This window comes from Streptomyces sp. NPDC039462 (assembly GCF_055639375.1).
Genome location: NZ_JBVKAO010000005.1, coordinates 222,552 through 242,224 on the forward strand (window position 1 = coordinate 222,552; position 19,673 = coordinate 242,224).

The window sequence follows — 19,673 nt, forward strand, 5'->3', positions numbered from 1 at the left end:
TCAGGGGATCTCCTTGAGGGGCGCGGGTGAGGCGGGCGGGGCCGGCGTCTCGGCGGGGGAGTCGGAGGAGCCCGTCGGTGCGCCGCCCGCCATCGCGAGGCCCAGCCGCCGCTCGTCCGCCTCCTCACGGGTGAACTCGGCCGCGATCCCGCCCTCGTACATCACGAGGACCCGGTCCGCGAGGCCGCGGATCTCGCTGAGCTCGGCGGAGACCAGAAGGATCGCGTGGCCCGCGTCGCGGTGCGCGACCAGGTGGTCGTGGATGGTCTGGACGGCGCCGATGTCCACCCCACGAGTGGGCTGCTCGACGATCAACAGCGGGGACTCGTGGGCGAGTTCGCGTCCGATGACGAGTTTCTGCAGATTGCCGCCGGAGAGCGAGCCCGCCGCGTGCCCCGGTGACGCCGCCTTGATGCCGAACCGTTCGACGAGCACGCGCGCGTGCTCACGGAGCCGGCCGGGGCGCAGCAGACCGCGCCCCCGGTGGTGACCCATGGCGAGGTTCTCCGCGATCGTCGCGGCCGGCGCCGTGCCGACCGCCGCGCGGTCCTCCGGGACGTACGCGAGCCCCGCGGCCCGGCGCTCCGCGGCCGACGCGTCCGTGACGTCGCGCCCGGCGAGCGTGACCCGGCCCGCCAGGACCGGCCGCAACCCCGTGACCGCTTCGATCAGTTGGGACTGGCCGTTGCCCGCGACGCCCGCGATGCCGACGATCTCCCCGGCGCGGACGGTGAGCGACACGTCGCGCACCCCGTCCGCCGTCAGACCGTCGACGGCGAGGACCGTGCCGCCCGGCGAGCCCGCCGGATGCACCCGGTCCAGTTCCACCGCGCGTCCCGTCATGGCCGCCGCGATGCCGTCCGCGCTCGTCTCACTCGTCCGCAGGCGCGCCGCGACCCGCCCGTCGCGCAGCACCGTCACCGCGTCGCTGCCCTCCATGACCTCACGCAGCTTGTGCGTGACCAGGAGGACGGTGCGGCCCTCGTCCGCGAGGGAGCGCAGGACACCGAAGAGCGCGTCCGCCTCCGCGGGGGTCAGGACGGCGGTCGGCTCGTCGAGGATGAGGGTGCGGGCGCCGCGATGGAGGAGCTTGAGGATCTCCACGCGCTGGCGCACGCCCACCGGCAGGTCCCCGACCTTCGCCGCCGGGTCGACGGCGAGCCCGTGCTCCGCGGCGAGCGCACCCACCCGCCGGACCGCCTCCGCCCGGTCCACGAAGCCGAAGCGCCGCGGTTCGGCGGCGTACACGACGTTCTCGGCGACCGTGAAGGAGGGGAACAGCTTGAAGCTCTGGTGCACCATCCCGAGGCCCGCGTCGATCGCCTCGCTCGGGCTCGCGAAGGACACCTCGCGCCCGTCGAGCAGGATCCGCCCGGCGTCCGGACGCGTCAGCCCGTACAGGACGGACATCAGCGTGGACTTGCCCGCGCCGTTCTCACCCATCAGGGCGTGGATCTCGCCGCGCCGCACGGTCAGGTCGACCCGGTCGTTGGCGAGCGTTCCGGGGAACTCCTTGGTGATGCCCCGCAGTTCGACGGCGAACGGGGCGCCGGTGTCCTCAGGCGGCGGGGTCATCGACGGTCAGCTTTCCGGCGGCGATGTCGTCGCGCAGCTTCTCGACGCGCTTCAGCACGTCCTTGTTGAGGGGCTCCGCGATCAGGCACTTGGAGTCGGCGAGCCCCGGCTCCAGGCCGGTCAGCGACATGCCGCCCTCCTTGAGGCCGTACGACACGGTGGTGCCGCCCTTGCCGTCGAGGATCCGGCCGATGCCCTTCTCCACGGCGACATCGGTCTTCTTGAGCACGTTGTCGACGACGACACCGGGGCTGGTAAGGCACTGGTTGGCGTCCACGCCGTACGCCCGGAAGCCCTTGCCCTTCGCGGACTTCGCCGCCTGGAAGACGCCCGTGTTGCCCGCCGCCGCGGCCGCCATCACCTGGTCGACACCGCCCGAGGCGAGCGTCGCCGCCTGGTCCTTGGCGCGCGCCGCGTCGTTGAACGGCGACTGCCCGCCGACGAACAGCGTCCGGGAACCGACGCCCGCCCGCACCTTCCGCGCGCCCGCCGCGAAGGGTTCGCTGTACCGCCGGAACTGCGGGGTGTCGAGCACGTCGACGGCGCCGACCCTCTTGCTCCTCGTCAGCAGACCGGCCTCGGCGCCGGCGAGGAAGACGGCCTCGTGCTCGCGGAAGACGGCACAGGTGACGTTCTCGTACGTCTTCTTCGTGCACGCGTCGACGAGCAGGAACTGCTGCTTCGGGTGGGCCTCGGCCTGCTGCGCCACGATGTCCGCGAACTCGAAGCCGACCAGCACGACGACGTCGGGCGCCGAGTCCACGGCGGAGGCGACGTTCTGCTGCCGGGAGTCGGTGTCGCTGCTCTGGAAGACCTTCTGCGAGCCGTCGTGCGCCTTCGCCGCCGTCTTCACCCCGGAGACGGCGAGCTTGAGGAACTCGTTCTGGGCGACGGGGTCGGGGGTGACGAGGGTGAACGACCTGCCGCTTCCGCCGTCCCCGTTCTTGCCCGAACCGCCGTCCTTGGCCGCGGCGTTGCAGCCCGTGGCCAGGAGGGCGGCGCCGACGGCCGCGGCGGTGAGTCTCAGGGACGTACGCGTACGCAGGGACAGCAAGGACATGGGATCGCCTTCGTGGAGGTGCCCGGGAGCGGCCCGGACGGTGACAGGAGAGTCGTGCGGGTGCGAGCGGCGTCGCTCAGCGACAACAGCGGCAACCGCGGAAACACGGCCGGCAGCGGCGCATTCGGCGGCCGCAGGACACGGCGGGGCAGCACATCGCGTCGGCTTTCGCGGCCATGGCTGTCCTCCTCGCACCGTGGATCGGATCGATCTGTCCTGGGTGGCGGCGAGAGTAACACCGGATTTCGGACAGCCGCACGAACGTCTCGAAATGTGGTTCGAGCACGTCAGGTACGGTGACGACACCCCTCCTCCCGTGGCCGAATCGCCCCCTTTCCTTCGGAGTTGAGCCCATGAAGAGCCAGGATCTGCGCGCCGTGACGTGGACGGAGGCGGAGGGCGACTCCGCCCCGGCCCTCTCCCTCATCGACCAGACGGCGCTCCCGCACACCCTGGAGCGCCTGGCCGTCACGACGGTCGAAGGGCTGGTCGACGCGATCGTCCGCCTCGTCGTGCGCGGCGCCCCCGCGATCGGCGCCGCGGGCGCGTACGGGGTCGCGCTGGCGATGGCGCAGGCCGGCCGCGAGGGCTGGGACCGCCCGCGCCTCGACGCCGAGGTGGCGCGGATCCGAGAGGCCAGGCCCACGGCCGTGAACCTGATGGTGTGCGTGGACCGCGTGCGGCCCTACATCGACAAGGGGATGGCCGCGGTCCTCGCCGAGGCCGACGCGATCGTCCAGGAGGACCTCGCGGCCAACCACGCGATGGGCGCACACGGCGCCGACTGGCTCCTGAGCCGCGTGCCGGCCGCCGCTGACCGGCCGCTGCGCATCCTCACCCACTGCAACACCGGCGCCCTCGCCACGGCGGGCTGGGGCACGGCGCTCGGCGTCATCCGCGAACTGCACGCCAGGGGACGGCTGGAAACGGTGTACGCCGACGAGACGCGCCCGCTCCTCCAGGGGGCCCGCCTGACGGCCTGGGAACTCGCCCAGGAAGGCATCCCGCACTACGTCCAGGCGGACGGCGCGGCCGCGGGCACGATCCTGCGCGGCGAGGTCGACGCGGCGATCGTCGGCGCGGACCGCGTCGCGGCCAACGGCGACACGGCCAACAAGGTCGGCACGGTCGGCATCGCCCTCGCGTGCGCGCACGCGGGCATCCCCTTCGTGGTGGCGGCGCCCACGACGACGGTGGACCTCGCGACGGCCACGGGCGACGACATCCACATCGAACTCCGCGGCGAGGACGAGGTCCTGGAGTGGGCGGGCGTCCGCACGGCCCCCGCGGCCTCGCGCGGCCACAATCCCGCGTTCGACGTGACGCCGGGGGCCTTGGTGTCGGCTCTGGTCACGGAGCGGGGCGTACTGGAGGTGGCGGCCGGGGAACTGCCGGGCACGTCAGGCCTGCACGGCGTCTGACACGCCGGGCCTCCCCGGCTTCTGACACATCCCGCCTTCCCGGCTTCTGACACATCCGGCCTCCCCGGCGTCTGGCACGTCCGCCGAGCCGCCGCCAGTGACCGGGGGGCCTGCCCCCCCGGCCCCTCACCCCCCGGTTCCCTCAGCCCCGCGCCGCCGCCAACTCCAGCAGCCACTCCACGACTTCGGCCCGATGCCGCGCCTCGCGCGGGTCCGCGCCCCACACATAGATCCCGTGCCCCGCGACGACCACCGCCGGCATCCCCGGCTGGAGCGCCGCCTCGAGCCGGTCCCCGAGCTCGGTCATGTCCTGGCTGTTCGCGATCACCGGCAACGTCACCGACACCTCGTGCGTCGGATGCCCGAGCCCCTTGAGCATCTCCAGGTCGTCGAAGGGGATTCCGGCGGGGGAGCGCTGCCCCATGAGGACCGACGCCACCGTGTGGACGTGCACCACGGCGCCCGCCCCGGTGAGCCGCACCACGCGCGCGTGGAGGGCGGCCTCGGCGGAGGGCCGCCCCGGCCCGACAGCCGCGCCCTCGCCGTCCGTCAACACCACGTCGGACGGCGTGAGTTCACCCTTGTCCCGCCCGCTGGCGGTCACGGCGAGCCGGAGCGGATCCCGGGAGAGGACCAGGGACAGATTCCCGGACGTCCCTCGCATCCACCCGAAGGAGGCGAACCGCGCCGCCTCCGCGGCCAGCACGGCCCCGGCCTCCGCCAGCTCCGCGGCGGTGACGTCGGTGGAGGTCTCGGTCATGAACTGCTCCCAGGGTCAGGAGTGGCGGCAAGGGGACTGATCTCGGAGAAGGCCGACACCCGCGGATGAGTGCCGAAGTCGGCGTCGGCGTACGGCTCCCCGGTCCGGCACACACCCACCGTCCGCCAGCCCGCGGCCCGCGCCGCGTCCAGCTCGCCGGGCCGGTCGGAGAGGAAGAGCAGCCGCCCGGGAGCGATGCCGGTGGACGCCGCGATGGCCCGGTAAGAGTCCGCCTCCTGCTTCGGGCCCGCGTTCTCGGTGTCGTACAGACCGCTGACCAGGCTCAGCAGATCGCCCTCCGCGGAGTGCGCGAACCACGCCCGCTGCGCCGCCACCGAACCGGACGAATACATGTACAGCCGCACCCCGTCCGCGTGCCAGCGCCGCAGCACCGGGATGACGTCCGGGTAGAAGTGCGAGACGAGGTCGCCGCGCGCGAAGCCCTCTGCCCAGAGGACGCCCTGGAGCGTCTTCAGGGGAGTCGCCTTGCGGTCGGCGTCGACCCACTCGCCGAGGACCTTCTCCACGCGCCCGGCGTCGGCCTCCGGCTCGCCGATCTCGGCCCGCACCTGCGCGACGGCCCGCGCCACCTCGGGCTCGTCGCCCCGCGAGGCGAGCAGTTCGCCGAACCGCTCGCGCGCGTACGGGTACAGCACGTCCACCACGAACCCGGTGGCGCTCGTGGTGCCCTCGATGTCGAGCACCACGGCGTCCACGGGGCCCAGGTCGTGATCCGTCACGCGGCGTACCCCGCGTGGATCTCGTCGAAGTCGGGGAAGCGGTCCGCGATCGGGCTGCCCGTGAAGTTGCCGATCCAGCCGTCCTCCTCGTGGAAGAAGCGGATCGCCGTGAAGGCGGGGGACGTGCCCATGTCGAACCAGTGCGTGGTGCCGCGCGGCACGCCGAGCAGGTCGCCCTTCTCGCAGTACACGGCGTGCACCTCACCGCCCACGTGGAGGTAGAAGATCCCGGCGCCCGCGACGAAGAAGCGCACCTCGTCATCGTCGTCGTGCGTGTGCTCGGCCAGGAACTTCTGGCGGGCCGCCGTCGCCTTCGCCGGCCACTCGGGGTCGTCGCCGGCCGGGGGGTGCAGCGCCACCACGTCGACGGTCCGGAAGCCCTCCTCGGCGTTCAGCTTGTCGATCTCCGTGCGGTACGCGGCGAAGACGGTGTCGCTGTCGGCGTCGGCCGGCACATCCTCGCGCACCGGCCACTGCTCGTAGCGCACGCCTATCGGAGCGAGCGCGGCGGCGATCTCCGCCGGGTCCGCGGTGCGGCGGACGACGGTCTCGGGCCCGGCCTCCGGCCAGGTCGTCAGGAGAGTCATGGTCACTCCAGGGCAGGTCAGCGGGTGTTCTCGGGATCGTAACTCCCGTCCCCCGGCCGCCATAGGGTGTCCCAGTGCGTGGACGCGCAAGGGGCGGCCTCCCTGGAGACCGCCCCTTACCTGCTACCTATTACCTACTGCTCGTCGCCTACTGCCGACGGGCCGTCAGGCCTTCTTGTTCAGCAGGTCCTCGACCTTGCCGCGCACCTCGTCCGTGGCCAGGCCGCGGATCGTCAGCGTCGTACGGCGGCGCAGCACGTCGTCCGCCGTCTCGGCCCATTCGTTGTCGCGGGCGTAGACGACCTGGGCCCAGATCTCCGGGGCGTCCGGGTGGACGCGCTCGGCGAGCTCCGGGTTCTCGTTCGCCAGCCGGGCGATGTCGAAGGAGAGCGAGCCGTAGTGCGTCGCCAGGTGCTTGGCGGTGTCGGCGGCCATGCGCGGGCCGGGCGCCGGACCGTCCACGAGGAGACGGTGGGCGACGGCACGCGGGTTGGCGATGCCGGGCAGCGGCAGCTTCTTCGGCAGCTCGGAGATCGGCTCGTAGTCGTCGCCGAGCGGGTGCCCCGGCAGGGACTCCAGCTTCTTCATCACCGTACGACCGATGTGGCGGAACGTCGTCCACTTGCCGCCGGCCACCGACAGCATGCCGCCGCGGCCCTCGGTGACGACCGTCTCGCGCTTGGCCTTCGACGTGTCGCCGGGACCGCCGGGCAGCACCCGCAGCCCCGCGAAGGAGTACGTGATCAGGTCGCGCGACAGCTGCTGGTCGCGGATGGAGAACGCGGCCTCGTCCAGGATCTGGGCGGTGTCCGCCTCGGTCACCTTGACGTCCGCCGGGTCGCCCTCGAACTCCTCGTCCGTGGTGCCGAGCAGCAGCATGTCCTCCCAGGGCAGGGCGAACGTGATGCGGTACTTGTCGATCGGCGTGGCCAGCGCGGCCTTCCAGGGGGCGGTGCGCTTGAGGACCAGGTGCGCGCCCTTGGAGAGGCGGATGGAGGGCGCCGCGTCCGGGTTCTCCATCTTCCGCAGGTGGTCGACCCACGGGCCGGTGGCGTTCAGCACGAGGCGGGCGTTGACGCCGAACTCGTCGCCGCTCATGCGGTCCTTGAGCTCCGCGCCCGTGACCCGGCCCTTGGTGAAGCGCAGTCCGGTGACCTCGGCGTGGTTGAGGACGGCGGCACCGGCCTCGACGGCCGCGCGGACCGTCATCAGGGCCATGCGGGAGTCGTTCATCTGGTCGTCGCCGTAGACCGCGACGGCCTTCAGGTTGTCCGTGCGCAGCTCCGGCACGTCCTGCGCGGCCTTGGAGGGCGACAGGAGGTGGCCGACGCCGTCGCCGAACGCGGACAGCGCGCTGTAGGCGAAGACGCCCGCGCCGAGCTTGGCCGCGCCGTGCGGGCCGCCCTTGTAGACGGGCAGGTAGAAGGTGAGCGGGTTCGCCAGGTGGGGGGCCACCTGACGGGACACCGCACGACGCTCGAAGTGGTTCTCCGCGACCAGCTTCACCGCGCCGGTCTGCAGGTAGCGCAGACCGCCGTGGAGCAGCTTGGAGGAGGCGGAGGAGGTGGCGCCGGCGAAGTCACCGGCGTCCACCAGGGCCACCCGCAGTCCCGACTGCGCGGCATGCCAGGCGGTCGAGATGCCCAGGATTCCGCCGCCGATCACCAGGAGGTCGTACGTCGCCTTGGAAAGCTGCTCCCGGGTCTCGGCGCGGCTCGGGTTGAGGCCGGCAGCCGGATGCGTCCCGAGGGCAGGGACGCTCTGCAGGGTGGTCATGTCTTACTCCTCGCCACTCTCATCGAGCCAACCCATGGACCGCTCGACGGCCTTGAGCCAGCTCTTGTACTCACGGTCGCGGGTGCCCGCGTCCATGTGGGGGGTCCACTCCGCGGCCCGCCGCCAGTTGGCGCGCAGCTCGTCGGTCGAGGACCAGAAGCCGACGGCGAGACCGGCGGCGTAGGCGGCACCGAGGCAGGTCGTCTCGGCCACCATCGGGCGCACCACCGGCGCGTCGAGGAAGTCCGAGAGGGTCTGCATCAGCAGGTTGTTGGAGGTCATGCCGCCGTCGACCTTGAGGGCCGCGAGCTCGACGCCGGAGTCCTTCGTCATGGCGTCGGTGATCTCACGGGTCTGCCAGGCCGTGGCCTCCAGGACGGCGCGCGCGATGTGCGCCTTGGTGACGTACCGGGTCAGACCGGCGATCACACCGCGGGCGTCGGAGCGCCAGTACGGGGCGAACAGGCCGGAGAAGGCCGGTACGAAGTAGGCGCCGCCGTTGTCCTCGACCGACGACGCGAGCGTCTCGATCTCGGCGGCGGAGTTGATCAGGCCCATCTGGTCCCGCATCCACTGCACCAGCGAACCGGTGACGGCGATGGAGCCCTCCAGGGCGTAGACCGGCTTCTGGTCGCCGATCTGGTAGCCGACGGTGGTCAGCAGCCCGGAGTAGGAGTTGATGGCCTTGTCACCGGTGTTCATCAGCATGAAGGTGCCGGTGCCGTACGTGGACTTGGCCTCGCCCTCGGCGAAGCAGGTCTGGCCGAACAGGGCCGCCTGCTGGTCGCCGAGCGCGGAGGCGACGGGGATGCCGCCGAGCAGGTCGCCGAGCTGTCCGCCGGTGACCTCGCCGTAGACCTCGGCGGAGGAGCGGATCTCCGGCAGCATCTGCTTCGGGACGCCGATGGACTCGCAGATGCGCTCGTCCCACTCCATCTTGTGGAGGTTCATCAGCATGGTGCGGGAGGCGTTGGTGACGTCGGTGACGTGCCGGCCGCCGTTCACCCCGCCGGTGAGGTTCCAGATGACCCAGGAGTCCATGGTGCCGAAGAGGATGTCGCCCGCCTCGGCGCGCTCGCGCAGGCCCTCGACGTTGTCGAGCAGCCAGCGGGCCTTGGGGCCCGCGAAGTAGGAGGCCAGCGGCAGGCCGGTCTCGCGGCGGAAGCGGTCCTTGCCGACGTTGCGCCCGAGCTCTCTGCAGAGCGCGTCGGTGCGGGTGTCCTGCCAGACGATGGCGTTGTGCACCGGCTCGCCGGTGTTCTTGTCCCACAGCAGCGTGGTCTCACGCTGGTTGGTGATGCCGATCGCCTTGATGTCGTCGCGGGTGATGCCGGCCTTGTCGACGGCGCCGGCGACGACCTCCTGGACGTTGGTCCAGATCTCGGTCGCGTCGTGCTCGACCCAGCCCGGCTTCGGGAAGATCTGCTCGTGCTCCTTCTGGTCGACGGAGACGATCCGGCCGTCCTTGTCGAAGACGATGCAGCGGCTGGACGTGGTGCCCTGGTCGATGGCCGCGATGAAGGGGCCTGCGGTGTGTGCGTCGGTCACGGTGTGCTCCAGAATTCTTTGCTGACGGCTCTCAAGCGTCTGTGGCGGTCATCGGTCGCTGTGGCGGGTCAACTTGAACGCCTACTTGAACGCGACGTTGTAGAGACCGCCGGCGATGGCGCCGCCGATCAGCGGACCGACGATCGGCACCCAGGCGTACGACCAGTCCGAGCTGCCCTTGTTCGGCAGCGGGAGCACGGCGTGGACGATGCGCGGGCCGAGGTCACGGACCGGGTTGATCGCGTAGCCCGTGGGGCCACCGAGCGAGAGGCCGATGCCGACCACGACGAGCGCGGTGATCAGGGCGCCGAGGGTGCCGAGGCCGTTGCCGCCGTCGTTGAGGCCCTGCGTCAGGATGGCGAGAACCAGGACGACCGTGGCGATGATCTCCGTGAGCACGTTCTGGACGTAGTTACGGATCTCGGGTCCGGTCGAGAAGATGCCGAGCACCGGGCCCGCCGACGGGGCGGCCTTCTGGTCGACCATGCCCTCTTCCACCGGCTGCGCCGCGAGGACCTCGGGGTCGGTCAGGTGGGCCTTGAACTGGCCCATGTAGGTGACCCACACCAGGAAGGCGCCGATCATCGCGCCGAGCAGCTGCGAGGCCAGGTAGAGCGGAACGTCGCTCCACTTGGTGCCGCCCTCGACGGCGAGGCCGAGCGTGACCGCCGGGTTGAGGTGGGCACCGGAGACACCACCCGCGAGGTAGGCGCCGGTCAGTACGGCGAAGCCCCACCCGAAGGTGATGGCGAGCCAGCCGGCGTCCTTGGCCTTCGAGCGCTTGAGCGTGACGGCGGCACACACGCCACCGCCGAGCAGGATGAGCACGGCGGTACCGATGGTCTCGCCGATGAAGATGTCGGAGCTGGACACCCGCGACTCCTTTGTCCTTCGTCCAGGGGAAGGCGAACCCCGGGTCCCTCCGGTGGTCCGCGACCTCAGGTGAGGTCGTTGCCGGCCCTTGGCCTTGTCACACTCTAACGCGTAATGCCGGTAGGTGTTCGACAATGCCGACCGATGGACGCGAGTCTCACCCTGGGGTTACTCGCCCGTCAAGGGTTCTGTTATTGAAAACACGATCGTTATTGATCGTTCCGCGTTATCGGTGACCGCGCAGCAGGGAAGGGTGCGGCGCAGCTCCGAGACGGTGTGGCGGAGCCCGGAAAGGACGCTGCGGATCCGCGGGGGCTCAGAAGCGCCCGGCGCCCAGATCCCTGGACACGGCGCGGGCGCAGTCCCGCACGGCGGCGATCAGCTCGGGCCGCAGCTCCCCGTCCTTGCAGACGCGCTCCACGGCCCCGGTGACACCGACCGCGCCGACCGGCATGTGCCGCCGGTCGTGGATGGGGGCCGCCACAGAGGCGATGCCCTCCCAGGTCTCCTCGACATCCGCCGCGTACCCACGCGCGCGCGTGAGATCGAGGACGCTCTCGAAGCCCTCGGCGTCGGCCACCGTGTGCACGGTGAAGGTCTGCCGCTCCGCCTCCACCGCTTCGTTGTGCGCGACCGGGTCGTACGCGGAGAGCACCTTGCCCAGCGCCGTGGAGTGCAGCGGCTGCATGGCCCCCACCTCCAGGACCTGGCGGCTGTCGTCGGGCCGGAAGACGTGGTGGACGATGAGCACGCCCTGCTGGTGCAGCACCCCGAGGTGCACGCTCTCACCGCTGGAACGGGCCAGGTCGTCCGTCCACACCAGGGCCCGCGCCCGCAGCTCGTGCACGTCCAGATAGCTGTTGCCCAGACGCAGCAGCTCGGCGCCCAGCTGGTAGCGGCCCGACGCGGAGTCCTGCTCGACGAAACCCTCCGCCTGAAGGGTGCGCAGAATGCCGTGCGCCGTACCCTTGGCCAGGTCGAGGGCAGAGGCGATCTCGGAGAGGCCGAGCCGTCGCTCGCCGCCCGCGAGCAGCCGCAGCATCGCCGCGGCCCTTTCGAGCGACTGGATGTTGCGTGCCATCGCAGCCCCGACCTCCGTCCCCTTGCACCAACTCGACGTTCGACAATGCTGAACACTATCGGTCGTTGTCGACCTCTCGCTAATGCGCGGACAACACGCGTTGCCCCCACTCCCCATGTCAAGCACCTGAACCGGCCAAGCCCGCCACACCCGTCCGTCTCGTGGACTCCTTCCCAAACGGACCTTGGTCCCGGCTACCCTGACCGAGTGCGCCCTCCAGCCAGAAGGCGCAAAGCCGACAGCCGTCGCACTCCAGGGAGCTCTTTCATGGCCTCGTCGCCAAGCCCGTCGTCGCAGCCCACGCCTGTTTCGTCCGACAGCAGGACCCGAGCCGACGCCCTCCGCGAGGCCCTCGCCACCCGCGTGGTGGTGGCCGACGGCGCGATGGGCACCATGCTCCAGGCCCAGGACCCCACGCTCGACGACTTCCAGCAGCTCGAGGGCTGCAACGAGATCCTGAACGTCACCCGCCCCGACATCGTGCGCTCCGTGCACGAGGAGTACTTCGCCGTCGGCGTGGACTGCGTGGAGACCAACACCTTCGGCGCGAACTTCGCGGCCCTGAGCGAGTACGACATCGCCGACCGCAACTTCGAGCTGTCCGAGGCGGGCGTCCGCATCGCCCGCGAGGTCGCCGACGAGTTCACCGCCTCCACCGGACAGCAGCGCTGGGTGCTCGGCTCCATGGGCCCCGGCACCAAGCTGCCGACCCTCGGCCACGCCCCGTACACCGTCCTGCGCGACGCCTACCAGACGAACGCCGAAGGCATGATCGCCGGCGGCGCCGACGCCCTCCTGGTGGAGACCACCCAGGACCTCCTGCAGACCAAGGCCGCCATCCTCGGCGCCCGCCGCGCCATGGACGCCACCGGCGCCAACCTCCCGCTGATCTGCTCGGTCACCGTCGAGACGACCGGCACCATGCTGCTGGGCTCGGAGATCGGCGCCGCGCTGACCGCGCTGGAGCCGCTGGGCATCGACATGATCGGCCTGAACTGCGCCACGGGCCCGGCCGAGATGAGCGAGCACCTGCGCTACCTCGCCCGTCACTCCCGCGTCCCGATCTCCTGCATGCCGAACGCGGGCCTGCCGGTCCTGGGCAAGGACGGCGCCCACTACCCGCTGACGGCGTCCGAGCTGGCCGACGCGCAGGAGAGCTTCGTCCGCGAGTACGGCCTCTCGCTGGTGGGCGGCTGCTGCGGTACGACGCCGGAGCACCTGCGCCAGGTCGTGGAGCGCGTACGCGGCGTCGAGACACCGGCGCGCGACCCGCACCCGGAGCCCGGTGCCGCCTCGCTCTACCAGACGGTGCCGTTCCGCCAGGACACCGCGTATATGGCGATCGGGGAGCGGACGAACGCGAACGGGTCGAAGAAGTTCCGTGAGGCGATGCTGGAGGGCCGCTGGGACGACTGTGTGGAGATGGCGCGTGAGCAGATCCGCGAGGGCGCCCACATGCTCGACCTGTGTGTCGACTACGTGGGCCGCGATGGCGTCGCCGACATGGCCGAGCTGGCCGGCCGTTTCGCGACGGCCTCCACTTTGCCCATCGTGCTGGACTCCACCGAACTGCCGGTGCTGCAGGCGGGGTTGGAGAAGCTGGGCGGGCGGGCGGTCATCAACTCCGTCAACTACGAGGACGGCGACGGGCCCGAATCCCGCTTCGCGAAGGTGACCGCGCTGGCCAAGGAGCACGGGGCGGCGCTGATCGCGCTGACCATCGACGAGGAGGGCCAGGCCCGCACCGCCGAGCACAAGGTCGCCATCGCCGAACGCCTCATCACCGACCTGACCGGCAACTGGGGCATTCATGAGGCGGACATCCTCATCGACACCCTGACCTTCACCATCTGCACCGGCCAGGAAGAGTCCCGGGGCGACGGCATCGCCACCATCGAGGCGATCCGGGAGCTGAAGAAGCGCCACCCGGACGTCCAGACCACCCTCGGGCTGTCGAACATCTCCTTCGGCCTCAACCCGGCCGCCCGCGTCCTGCTCAACTCCGTCTTCTTGGACGAGTGCGTCAAGGCCGGCCTGGACTCCGCCATCGTGCACGCCTCCAAGATCCTGCCGATCGCCCGCTTCGACGACGAACAGGTCACCACCGCCCTCGACCTGATCTACGACCGGCGCGCCGAGGGCTACGACCCGCTGCAAAAGCTCATGGAGCTCTTCGAGGGCGTCTCCACGAAGTCGATGAAGGCCGGCAAGGCCGAGGAACTCCTCGCCCTGCCCCTGGAGGAGCGACTCCAGCGGCGCATCATCGACGGCGAGAAGAACGGCCTGGAAGCCGACCTGGACGAGGCCCTGCAGACCACACCCGCCCTGGACATCGTCAACAACACCCTCCTGGAGGGCATGAAGGTCGTCGGCGAGCTGTTCGGCTCCGGCCAGATGCAGCTGCCCTTCGTCCTCCAGTCCGCCGAGGTGATGAAGAGTGCGGTGGCCCACCTGGAGCCGCACATGGAGAAGGTCGAGGGCGCCGAGGGCAAGGGCACCATCGTGCTGGCCACGGTGCGCGGGGACGTGCACGACATCGGCAAGAACCTCGTCGACATCATCTTGTCCAACAACGGCTACAACGTCGTCAACCTCGGCATCAAGCAGCCGGTCGCGGCGATCCTGGATGCGGCGGCGGAGCACAAGGCCGATGTGATCGGCATGTCGGGGCTGCTGGTGAAGTCCACGGTGATCATGAAGGAGAACCTGGAGGAGCTCAACCAGCGCAAGATGGCCGCCGACTACCCCGTCATCCTCGGCGGCGCCGCGCTGACCCGCGCCTATGTGGAGCAGGACCTGCACGAGATCTACGAGGGCGAAGTGCGCTACGCCCGCGACGCGTTCGAGGGGCTGCGGCTGATGGACGCGCTCATCGCGGTCAAACGCGGCGTGCCCGGGGCGAGCCTGCCCGAACTCAAGCAGCGCCGGGTCCCCAAGCGCGACACCCCGGTGACCGTCGAGGAGCCCGAGGGCCCGTCCCGCTCGGATGTGGCCGTCGACAACCCCGTGCCCACCCCGCCGTTCTGGGGCACCCGGGTCATCAAGGGCATCCAGCTCAAGGAGTACGCCTCCTGGCTGGACGAGGGCGCCCTGTTCAAGGGGCAGTGGGGCCTCAAGCAGGCCCGCACCGGCACCGGCCCCACCTACGAGGAGCTGGTGGAGAGCGAGGGCCGGCCCCGCCTGCGCGGTCTCCTGGACGAGCTGCAGACCAAGAACCTGCTGGAGGCGGCCGTCGTCTACGGCTACTTCCCGTGCGTCTCCAAGGGCGACGACCTGATCCTCCTCAACGACGACGGGTCGGAGCGCACCCGCTTCACCTTCCCGCGTCAGCGCCGCGGCCGCCGCCTGTGCCTGGCCGACTTCTTCCGCCCGGAGGAGTCCGGCGAGACCGACGTCGTCGGGCTCCAGGTGGTCACCGTCGGCTCGAAGATCGGCGAGGCGACCGCCGAGCTGTTCGCCGCCGACTCCTACCGCGACTACCTCGAACTGCACGGCCTGTCCGTCCAGCTGGCCGAGGCACTCGCCGAGTACTGGCACGCCCGCGTGCGCGCCGAGCTCGGATTCGGGGGAGAGGACCCCGCCGACGTCGAGGACATGTTCGCGCTGAAGTACCGCGGCGCGCGCTTCTCGCTCGGCTACGGCGCCTGCCCCGACCTGGAGGACCGCGCGAAGATCGCCGAGCTCCTGCAGCCCGAGCGGATCGGCGTCCAGCTGTCCGAGGAGTTCCAGCTCCACCCCGAGCAGTCCACCGACGCGATCGTCATCCACCACCCCGAGGCGAAATATTTCAACGCGCGCTGATCCGGCGCAGTCGTACACTGGTCGGTCCAGTGCAGGCCGGTTGCCTTCCCGCAAGAAGGAGGCGACCGGCCTTCTCGTCCCTCATGGAAGGTGTGGTCGCATGACCAGTACGGTTCCCGCGCTCGGCACCCGAACGGCCGAAGGCTCCGCGTTGCAGGGTGTGCTGCTCGACATGGACGGAACCCTCGTCGACACCGAGGGCTTCTGGTGGGACGCCGAGGTCGAGGTCTTCGCGTCCCTCGGCCACGCACTCGACGAGGCCTGGCGCGACGTCGTCGTCGGCGGCCCCATGACGCGCAGCGCCGGCTTCCTCATCGAGGCCACCGGCGCCGACATCACCGTCCCCGAGCTCACCGTGCTGCTCAACGACCGCTTCGAGGACCGCATCGGCCGGTCCTTGCCGCTGATGCCGGGCGCCGCGCGCCTGCTCGCCGAACTGGGCGCGCACGGCGTGCCGATGGCCCTGGTCTCCGCGTCGCACCGGCGCATCATCGACCGCGTCCTCGACTCGGTCGGCGCCCACCACTTCGAACTCACCGTCGCCGGCGACGAGGTGGCCCGCACCAAGCCGCACCCCGACCCGTACCTCCTCGCGGCCCGCGGGCTCGGCGCGGACCCCACCAGATGCGCCGTCATCGAGGACACCGCGACCGGCGTCGCCTCGGCGGAGGCCGCGGGCTGCCGGGTGGTCGCCGTACCCTCGGTCGCACCCATCCTCGCCGCCGCGGGCCGCACCGTCGTCCCCTCCCTCGAACACGTCAACCTGCCTTTCCTGCAAGGCCTGATGACCCTCTGACAGCTACCGGCGGCTCCCGTCGAAACCCCCGTTGTCGGCTGTGACGTTTCCCACTCCATCGGGGGTCGACAGCTGGCCCGGCATGTGCAGAGGGCCCCTCCGGGGTGCCGGGTGACGTGACGTTGTGTCCCGATTGGTGGGAGCGTGCACGAAACCTTCCGGTGTCGGGTTATCGGTGTGTCCACGCCCGGTTTCGCAGCGTGATTGATAAGCGCTTCAGGCCCCCTCCGAAGCTCATCTGGTGCGGACTAATCTCGTCGCGAGAACATCGCCCCACCCCCCGTGCCCCATCAACCCTCACCCCGCGTTGCGGGATTCACGGGATTCAAGAGCTCTGGAGAACGTCGAGCATGAACCGCAAGACTTTGGTGCTGCCGGCTGTCATAGGTCTGCTCGCCCCCGCGCTCGCCGCGTGCGGTGGTTCGGACGGCGGAGACGGCGACAAGCCGGTCACCGCCGGCACCACGGACACGTTCGCCATCTCCAAGGAGGTGCCGGCGCCCTTCGACCCGGCGTACGCCTACGACGCCGGTTCCTGGAACGTCCTGCGCCAGACCGTCCAGACGCTGATGGCCATGCCGCGCGGCGGCGGCGACCCGCAGCCCGAGGCCGCCGAGCAGTGCGGCTTCACCGACACGGGCAACGAGCGCTACGCCTGCACCCTCCGCAAGGGGCTGAAGTTCTCCGACGGCGAGCCGCTGACCGCCGCCGATGTGAAGTTCTCCATCGAGCGGGTCCGCGACATCAAGATCAAGTACCCCAGCGGTTCGGACGGCCTGGTGGCGAACGTCGACGAGATCGAGGTCCAGGGCGACCGCGACATCGTCTTCCACCTCAAGACCCCCGACGCGACGTTCCCGTTCAAGCTGGCCACGCCGACCGCGGGCATCATCAGCAAGGACCACTACAGCAAGAACAAGCTGCGGGACGGCTTCGACGTGGACGGCTCGGGTCCGTACACGGCGAAGCCGGAGGTCGAGAACGGCCGCGTGGTCAAGACGGTGTTCACCAAGAACCCCCACTACAAGGGCGCGTTCAAGGTCCAGAGCGACAAGGTGGAGCTCCGCAACTTCACCGACACCGACGCCATGGGCAAGGCGCTCGAGGACGGCGACATCGACCTGATGACGCGCACCATGTCGCCGGAGCAGGTCAAGCAGTACGACGGGGCCAAGGACAAGAAGATCGACGTGGTCGAGATGCAGGGTCTGGAGATCCGCTACCTCGCCTTCAACACCGACGCCCCGACGGCCAAGAGCAAGGCCGTCCGCCAGGCCATGGCGCAGCTCGTCGACCGCGGCGCGCTGGCCTCCGCGGTGTACGGCTCGACGGCCGACCCGCTGTACTCGCTGGTCCCCTCCACCATCACCGGGCACGCCAACTCGTTCTTCAACAAGTACGGCAACCCGAGCACGGCCAAGGCCCGCGCCCTGCTGAACAAGGCGAACATCTCCACGCCGGTGAAGATGACGCTGCACTACACCACCGACCACTACGGCCCGGGCACGAAGAAGGAGTTCGAGCTGCTGCGCAAGCAGCTGAACGACTCCGGCCTCTTCGACGTGTCGATCAAGGGCGTGCCGTGGAACACCTTCCGCGCGGCCGAGCGCAACGGCAAGTACGCGGCGTACGGCATGGGCTGGTTCCCCGACTTCCCCGACGCCGACAACTTCCTCGCGCCGTTCCTCGACAAGGACAACTTCCTCGGCTCGCCGTACGTGAACGACACGATCAACGACCAGCTGATCCCGACGTCCCGACGCGAGGCCGACCGGCTCGCCGCCTCCAAGAGCATCCGCCGCATCCAGGACATCGTCGCCGACGACGTCCCGGTGCTCCCGCTCTGGCAGGGCAAGCAGTACATCGCGGCACGCGACGACATCACCGGTGTCGAGTGGGCCCTCAACTCCTCGTCCAACCTCCAGCTGTGGGAGCTCAGCCGCGGCGTCAGCGGCTGACCCTCAGCACCCAAAGACACCTCGACCGAGTTCCAGCGAACGACCACAACACCAAAGGCACGTAAGTGAAATGTCGTAACCAGTGGCTGGCCCTTCCCCTCACGGGAGGGCTCGCCGCCGCCCTGCTGACCGGCTGTGGCACGGAATCGGGCGGCGCCGGGGATACGGGCGACGCGGTCGTGATGGGGATGTCCGACGACGTCCTCGCCACCGACCCCGCATCCGGCTACGACCCCGGTTCCTGGCTCCTGTTCAACAACGTCTTCCAGTCGCTCCTGAGCTTCCCCAAGGGCGCCACCGAGCCGGCGCCGGAAGCCGCCGAGAGCTGCGGCTTCACGGACACCGAGGCCAAGGTCTTCAAGTGCGAGCTGCGTGACGGGCTGAAGTTCAGCAACGGCAACGCGCTCACGTCGAAGGACGTCAAGTTCTCCTTCGACCGCATGCGGAAGATCAACGCCGACGACGGCCCCGCGATCATGTTCCCGATGCTCGACCGGGTGCAGGCACCGGACGCCAAGACCGTCGTCTTCAAGCTCAAGTACTCCGACGCGACGTTCCCCAGCAAGATCGCTTCGGGTGCGGGCTCCATCGTGGACCACCGCGAGTACGACATGAACGCGCTGCGCAAGGACGGCAAGGCCGTCGGCTCCGGGCCGTACAAGCTCGACTCGTTCGACAAGGAGCAGGCGGTCTTCTCCGTCAACTCCGGCTACAAGGGCACCGCCAAGGCGAAGAACGAAGGCGTGGCCATCAAGTTCTTCCACGGCGACCAGAAGGGCCTGAAGAAGGCGCTCCTGGAGGACAGGATCGACCTGGCCTACCGAGGCCTCGCCGCCGCGGACATCGCGGACATCGAGCGGGACACCTCCAAGGAGGGCCAGGACGTCGACATCGTCGAGGGCACCAGCGCCGAGGTGCAGCACCTGGTCTTCAACATGAAGGACCCGGTCGCGGGCAAGCTCGGCGTGCGCAAGGCCATGGCGTACCTCCTGGACCGGGACGCCCTGGTCAAGGAGGTCTACCAGGACACGGCCACGCCGCTGTACTCGATCGTGCCCGCCGGCATCGGCGGCCACAACACGGCGTTCTTCGACACCTACGGCGCCCGCCCGCAGCGCGCCAAGGCCGCCGCCGCGCTGCGCTCCGACGGCATCGACGGCAAGGTCAAGCTGACGCTCTGGTCGACGCCGACCCGCTACGGCCCGGCCACCGACCAGGAGCTGCGGGCCATCGCCAAGCAGCTCAACGCCTCCGGCCTCTTCGACGCCGACGTGAAGTCCGTCGCGTTCGAGCAGTACGAGAAGGACATCGAGGCCGGCAAGTACGGCGTCTACGTCAAGGGCTGGGTGCCGGACTACCCGGACCCGGACAACTTCACGCAGCCGTTCTTCGGCAAGGGCAACGTCCTCGGCAACCACTTCGAGAACGGCACCATCACCGGGAAGATCATCCCCGGCACCGCGACGGAGAGCGACCGCGCCAAGACCGACAAGCAGTACGGCGAGCTGCAGGACATCGTGGCCGAGCAGCTGCCCGTCCTGCCGGTCTGGCAGGCCAAGCAGTACGCCGTCGTCCGCGACAGCGTCTACGGCCTGGAGTCCTGCCTCGACGCGTCCACGGTCTTCCGCTTCTGGGAGATCAGCAAGGGCTGACCGGCCCGACGCATGACCACAACGACGAAGGTGGCCGCCCCTCGG

The 19,673-nt window shown here is 70.2% G+C and carries 14 protein-coding genes; 5 read left to right on the plus strand and 9 right to left on the minus strand.

Annotated elements, in window-relative coordinates:
* Together ACZ7LU_RS26755 and ACZ7LU_RS26760 are read right to left on the minus strand one after the other, a co-directional pair.
* Positions 1-1,575, minus strand: a complete 1,575-nt coding sequence (locus ACZ7LU_RS26755; RefSeq protein WP_471918233.1) for an ABC transporter ATP-binding protein — start codon at positions 1,573-1,575, stop codon at positions 1-3.
* A complete protein-coding gene (locus ACZ7LU_RS26760) occupies positions 1,559-2,635 on the minus strand; it encodes a BMP family ABC transporter substrate-binding protein (RefSeq protein ID WP_471918234.1) in 1,077 nt (358 codons plus the stop codon). Before ACZ7LU_RS26760 ends, ACZ7LU_RS26755 begins: the two co-directional genes overlap by 17 nt.
* A 353-nt stretch (positions 2,636-2,988) precedes the next feature.
* Between ACZ7LU_RS26760 and mtnA the strand changes: the two genes are divergently transcribed.
* The gene (mtnA, locus tag ACZ7LU_RS26765) at positions 2,989-4,056 is read left to right on the plus strand and encodes an S-methyl-5-thioribose-1-phosphate isomerase (RefSeq protein WP_471918235.1); all 1,068 of its coding nucleotides are present in this window, start codon (positions 2,989-2,991) and stop codon (positions 4,054-4,056) included.
* Between the two features lie 142 nt (positions 4,057-4,198).
* Here mtnA and mtnB read toward each other — a convergent pair whose 3' ends face one another.
* The 7 genes from mtnB to ACZ7LU_RS26800 form a co-directional block, all read right to left on the minus strand.
* Complete coding sequence (gene mtnB / locus ACZ7LU_RS26770; protein ID WP_398309753.1) at positions 4,199-4,816, minus strand: methylthioribulose 1-phosphate dehydratase; 618 nt, start codon at positions 4,814-4,816, stop codon at positions 4,199-4,201.
* The gene (mtnC, locus tag ACZ7LU_RS26775; RefSeq protein WP_471918236.1) at positions 4,813-5,556 is read right to left on the minus strand and encodes an acireductone synthase; all 744 of its coding nucleotides are present in this window, start codon (positions 5,554-5,556) and stop codon (positions 4,813-4,815) included. The genes mtnB and mtnC overlap by 4 nt, the downstream gene beginning before the upstream one ends.
* Positions 5,553-6,143 carry a 1,2-dihydroxy-3-keto-5-methylthiopentene dioxygenase gene (locus tag ACZ7LU_RS26780; protein WP_468091056.1) on the minus strand — a complete coding sequence of 197 codons (591 nt, stop codon included), beginning with the start codon at positions 6,141-6,143 and terminating at the stop codon, positions 5,553-5,555. Before ACZ7LU_RS26780 ends, mtnC begins: the two co-directional genes overlap by 4 nt.
* Positions 6,144-6,308: 165 nt before the next feature.
* Positions 6,309-7,919: a glycerol-3-phosphate dehydrogenase/oxidase gene (locus tag ACZ7LU_RS26785; RefSeq protein ID WP_398309744.1), complete on the minus strand. Its 1,611-nt coding sequence runs from the start codon at positions 7,917-7,919 to the stop codon at positions 6,309-6,311.
* A gap of 3 nt (positions 7,920-7,922) precedes the next feature.
* A complete protein-coding gene (gene glpK, locus ACZ7LU_RS26790) occupies positions 7,923-9,467 on the minus strand; it encodes a glycerol kinase GlpK (protein WP_398309741.1) in 1,545 nt (514 codons plus the stop codon).
* Positions 9,468-9,548: 81 nt separating this feature from the next.
* A complete protein-coding gene (locus ACZ7LU_RS26795) occupies positions 9,549-10,340 on the minus strand; it encodes an MIP/aquaporin family protein (RefSeq protein WP_398309738.1) in 792 nt (263 codons plus the stop codon).
* A gap of 316 nt (positions 10,341-10,656) precedes the next feature.
* Positions 10,657-11,421 (minus strand): IclR family transcriptional regulator, encoded by a 765-nt coding sequence (locus ACZ7LU_RS26800; RefSeq protein WP_471918237.1) that lies wholly within the window; start codon positions 11,419-11,421, stop codon positions 10,657-10,659.
* A gap of 267 nt (positions 11,422-11,688) precedes the next feature.
* On the opposite strand from ACZ7LU_RS26800, the gene metH reads away from it, so the two are divergent.
* The 4 genes from metH to ACZ7LU_RS26820 all read left to right on the plus strand — a co-directional run bounded on the left by metH (position 11,689) and on the right by ACZ7LU_RS26820 (position 19,628).
* Positions 11,689-15,222, plus strand: coding sequence for a methionine synthase (gene metH, locus ACZ7LU_RS26805; protein ID WP_471918238.1), 3,534 nt, complete (start codon positions 11,689-11,691; stop codon positions 15,220-15,222).
* Between the two features lie 100 nt (positions 15,223-15,322).
* Positions 15,323-16,018, plus strand: a complete 696-nt coding sequence (locus tag ACZ7LU_RS26810; protein ID WP_398311261.1) for an HAD family hydrolase — start codon at positions 15,323-15,325, stop codon at positions 16,016-16,018.
* Between the two features lie 350 nt (positions 16,019-16,368).
* Positions 16,369-17,976 (plus strand): ABC transporter substrate-binding protein, encoded by a 1,608-nt coding sequence (locus tag ACZ7LU_RS26815; RefSeq protein WP_398311258.1) that lies wholly within the window; start codon positions 16,369-16,371, stop codon positions 17,974-17,976.
* 65 nt (positions 17,977-18,041) lie between these two features.
* Positions 18,042-19,628 (plus strand): ABC transporter substrate-binding protein, encoded by a 1,587-nt coding sequence (locus ACZ7LU_RS26820; protein ID WP_398311255.1) that lies wholly within the window; start codon positions 18,042-18,044, stop codon positions 19,626-19,628.
* Positions 19,629-19,673 lie beyond the last annotated feature (45 nt).

Excerpts from the sequence above, each read along its gene's own strand:
- ACZ7LU_RS26785 (WP_398309744.1), bottom strand. The coding sequence starts at position 7,919 with ATGACCACCCTGCAGAGCGTCCCTGCCCTCGGGACGCATCCGGCTGCC.
- ACZ7LU_RS26800 (WP_471918237.1), bottom strand. The coding sequence starts at position 11,421 with ATGGCACGCAACATCCAGTCGCTCGAAAGGGCCGCGGCGATGCTGCGG.
- mtnB (WP_398309753.1), bottom strand. The coding sequence starts at position 4,816 with ATGACCGAGACCTCCACCGACGTCACCGCCGCGGAGCTGGCGGAGGCC.
- metH (WP_471918238.1), top strand. The coding sequence starts at position 11,689 with ATGGCCTCGTCGCCAAGCCCGTCGTCGCAGCCCACGCCTGTTTCGTCC.
- ACZ7LU_RS26755 (WP_471918233.1), bottom strand. The coding sequence starts at position 1,575 with ATGACCCCGCCGCCTGAGGACACCGGCGCCCCGTTCGCCGTCGAACTG.
- mtnA (WP_471918235.1), top strand. The coding sequence starts at position 2,989 with ATGAAGAGCCAGGATCTGCGCGCCGTGACGTGGACGGAGGCGGAGGGC.
- ACZ7LU_RS26810 (WP_398311261.1), top strand. The coding sequence starts at position 15,323 with ATGACCAGTACGGTTCCCGCGCTCGGCACCCGAACGGCCGAAGGCTCC.
- ACZ7LU_RS26780 (WP_468091056.1), bottom strand. The coding sequence starts at position 6,143 with ATGACTCTCCTGACGACCTGGCCGGAGGCCGGGCCCGAGACCGTCGTC.
- ACZ7LU_RS26760 (WP_471918234.1), bottom strand. The coding sequence starts at position 2,635 with ATGTCCTTGCTGTCCCTGCGTACGCGTACGTCCCTGAGACTCACCGCC.
- ACZ7LU_RS26815 (WP_398311258.1), top strand. The coding sequence starts at position 16,369 with ATGAACCGCAAGACTTTGGTGCTGCCGGCTGTCATAGGTCTGCTCGCC.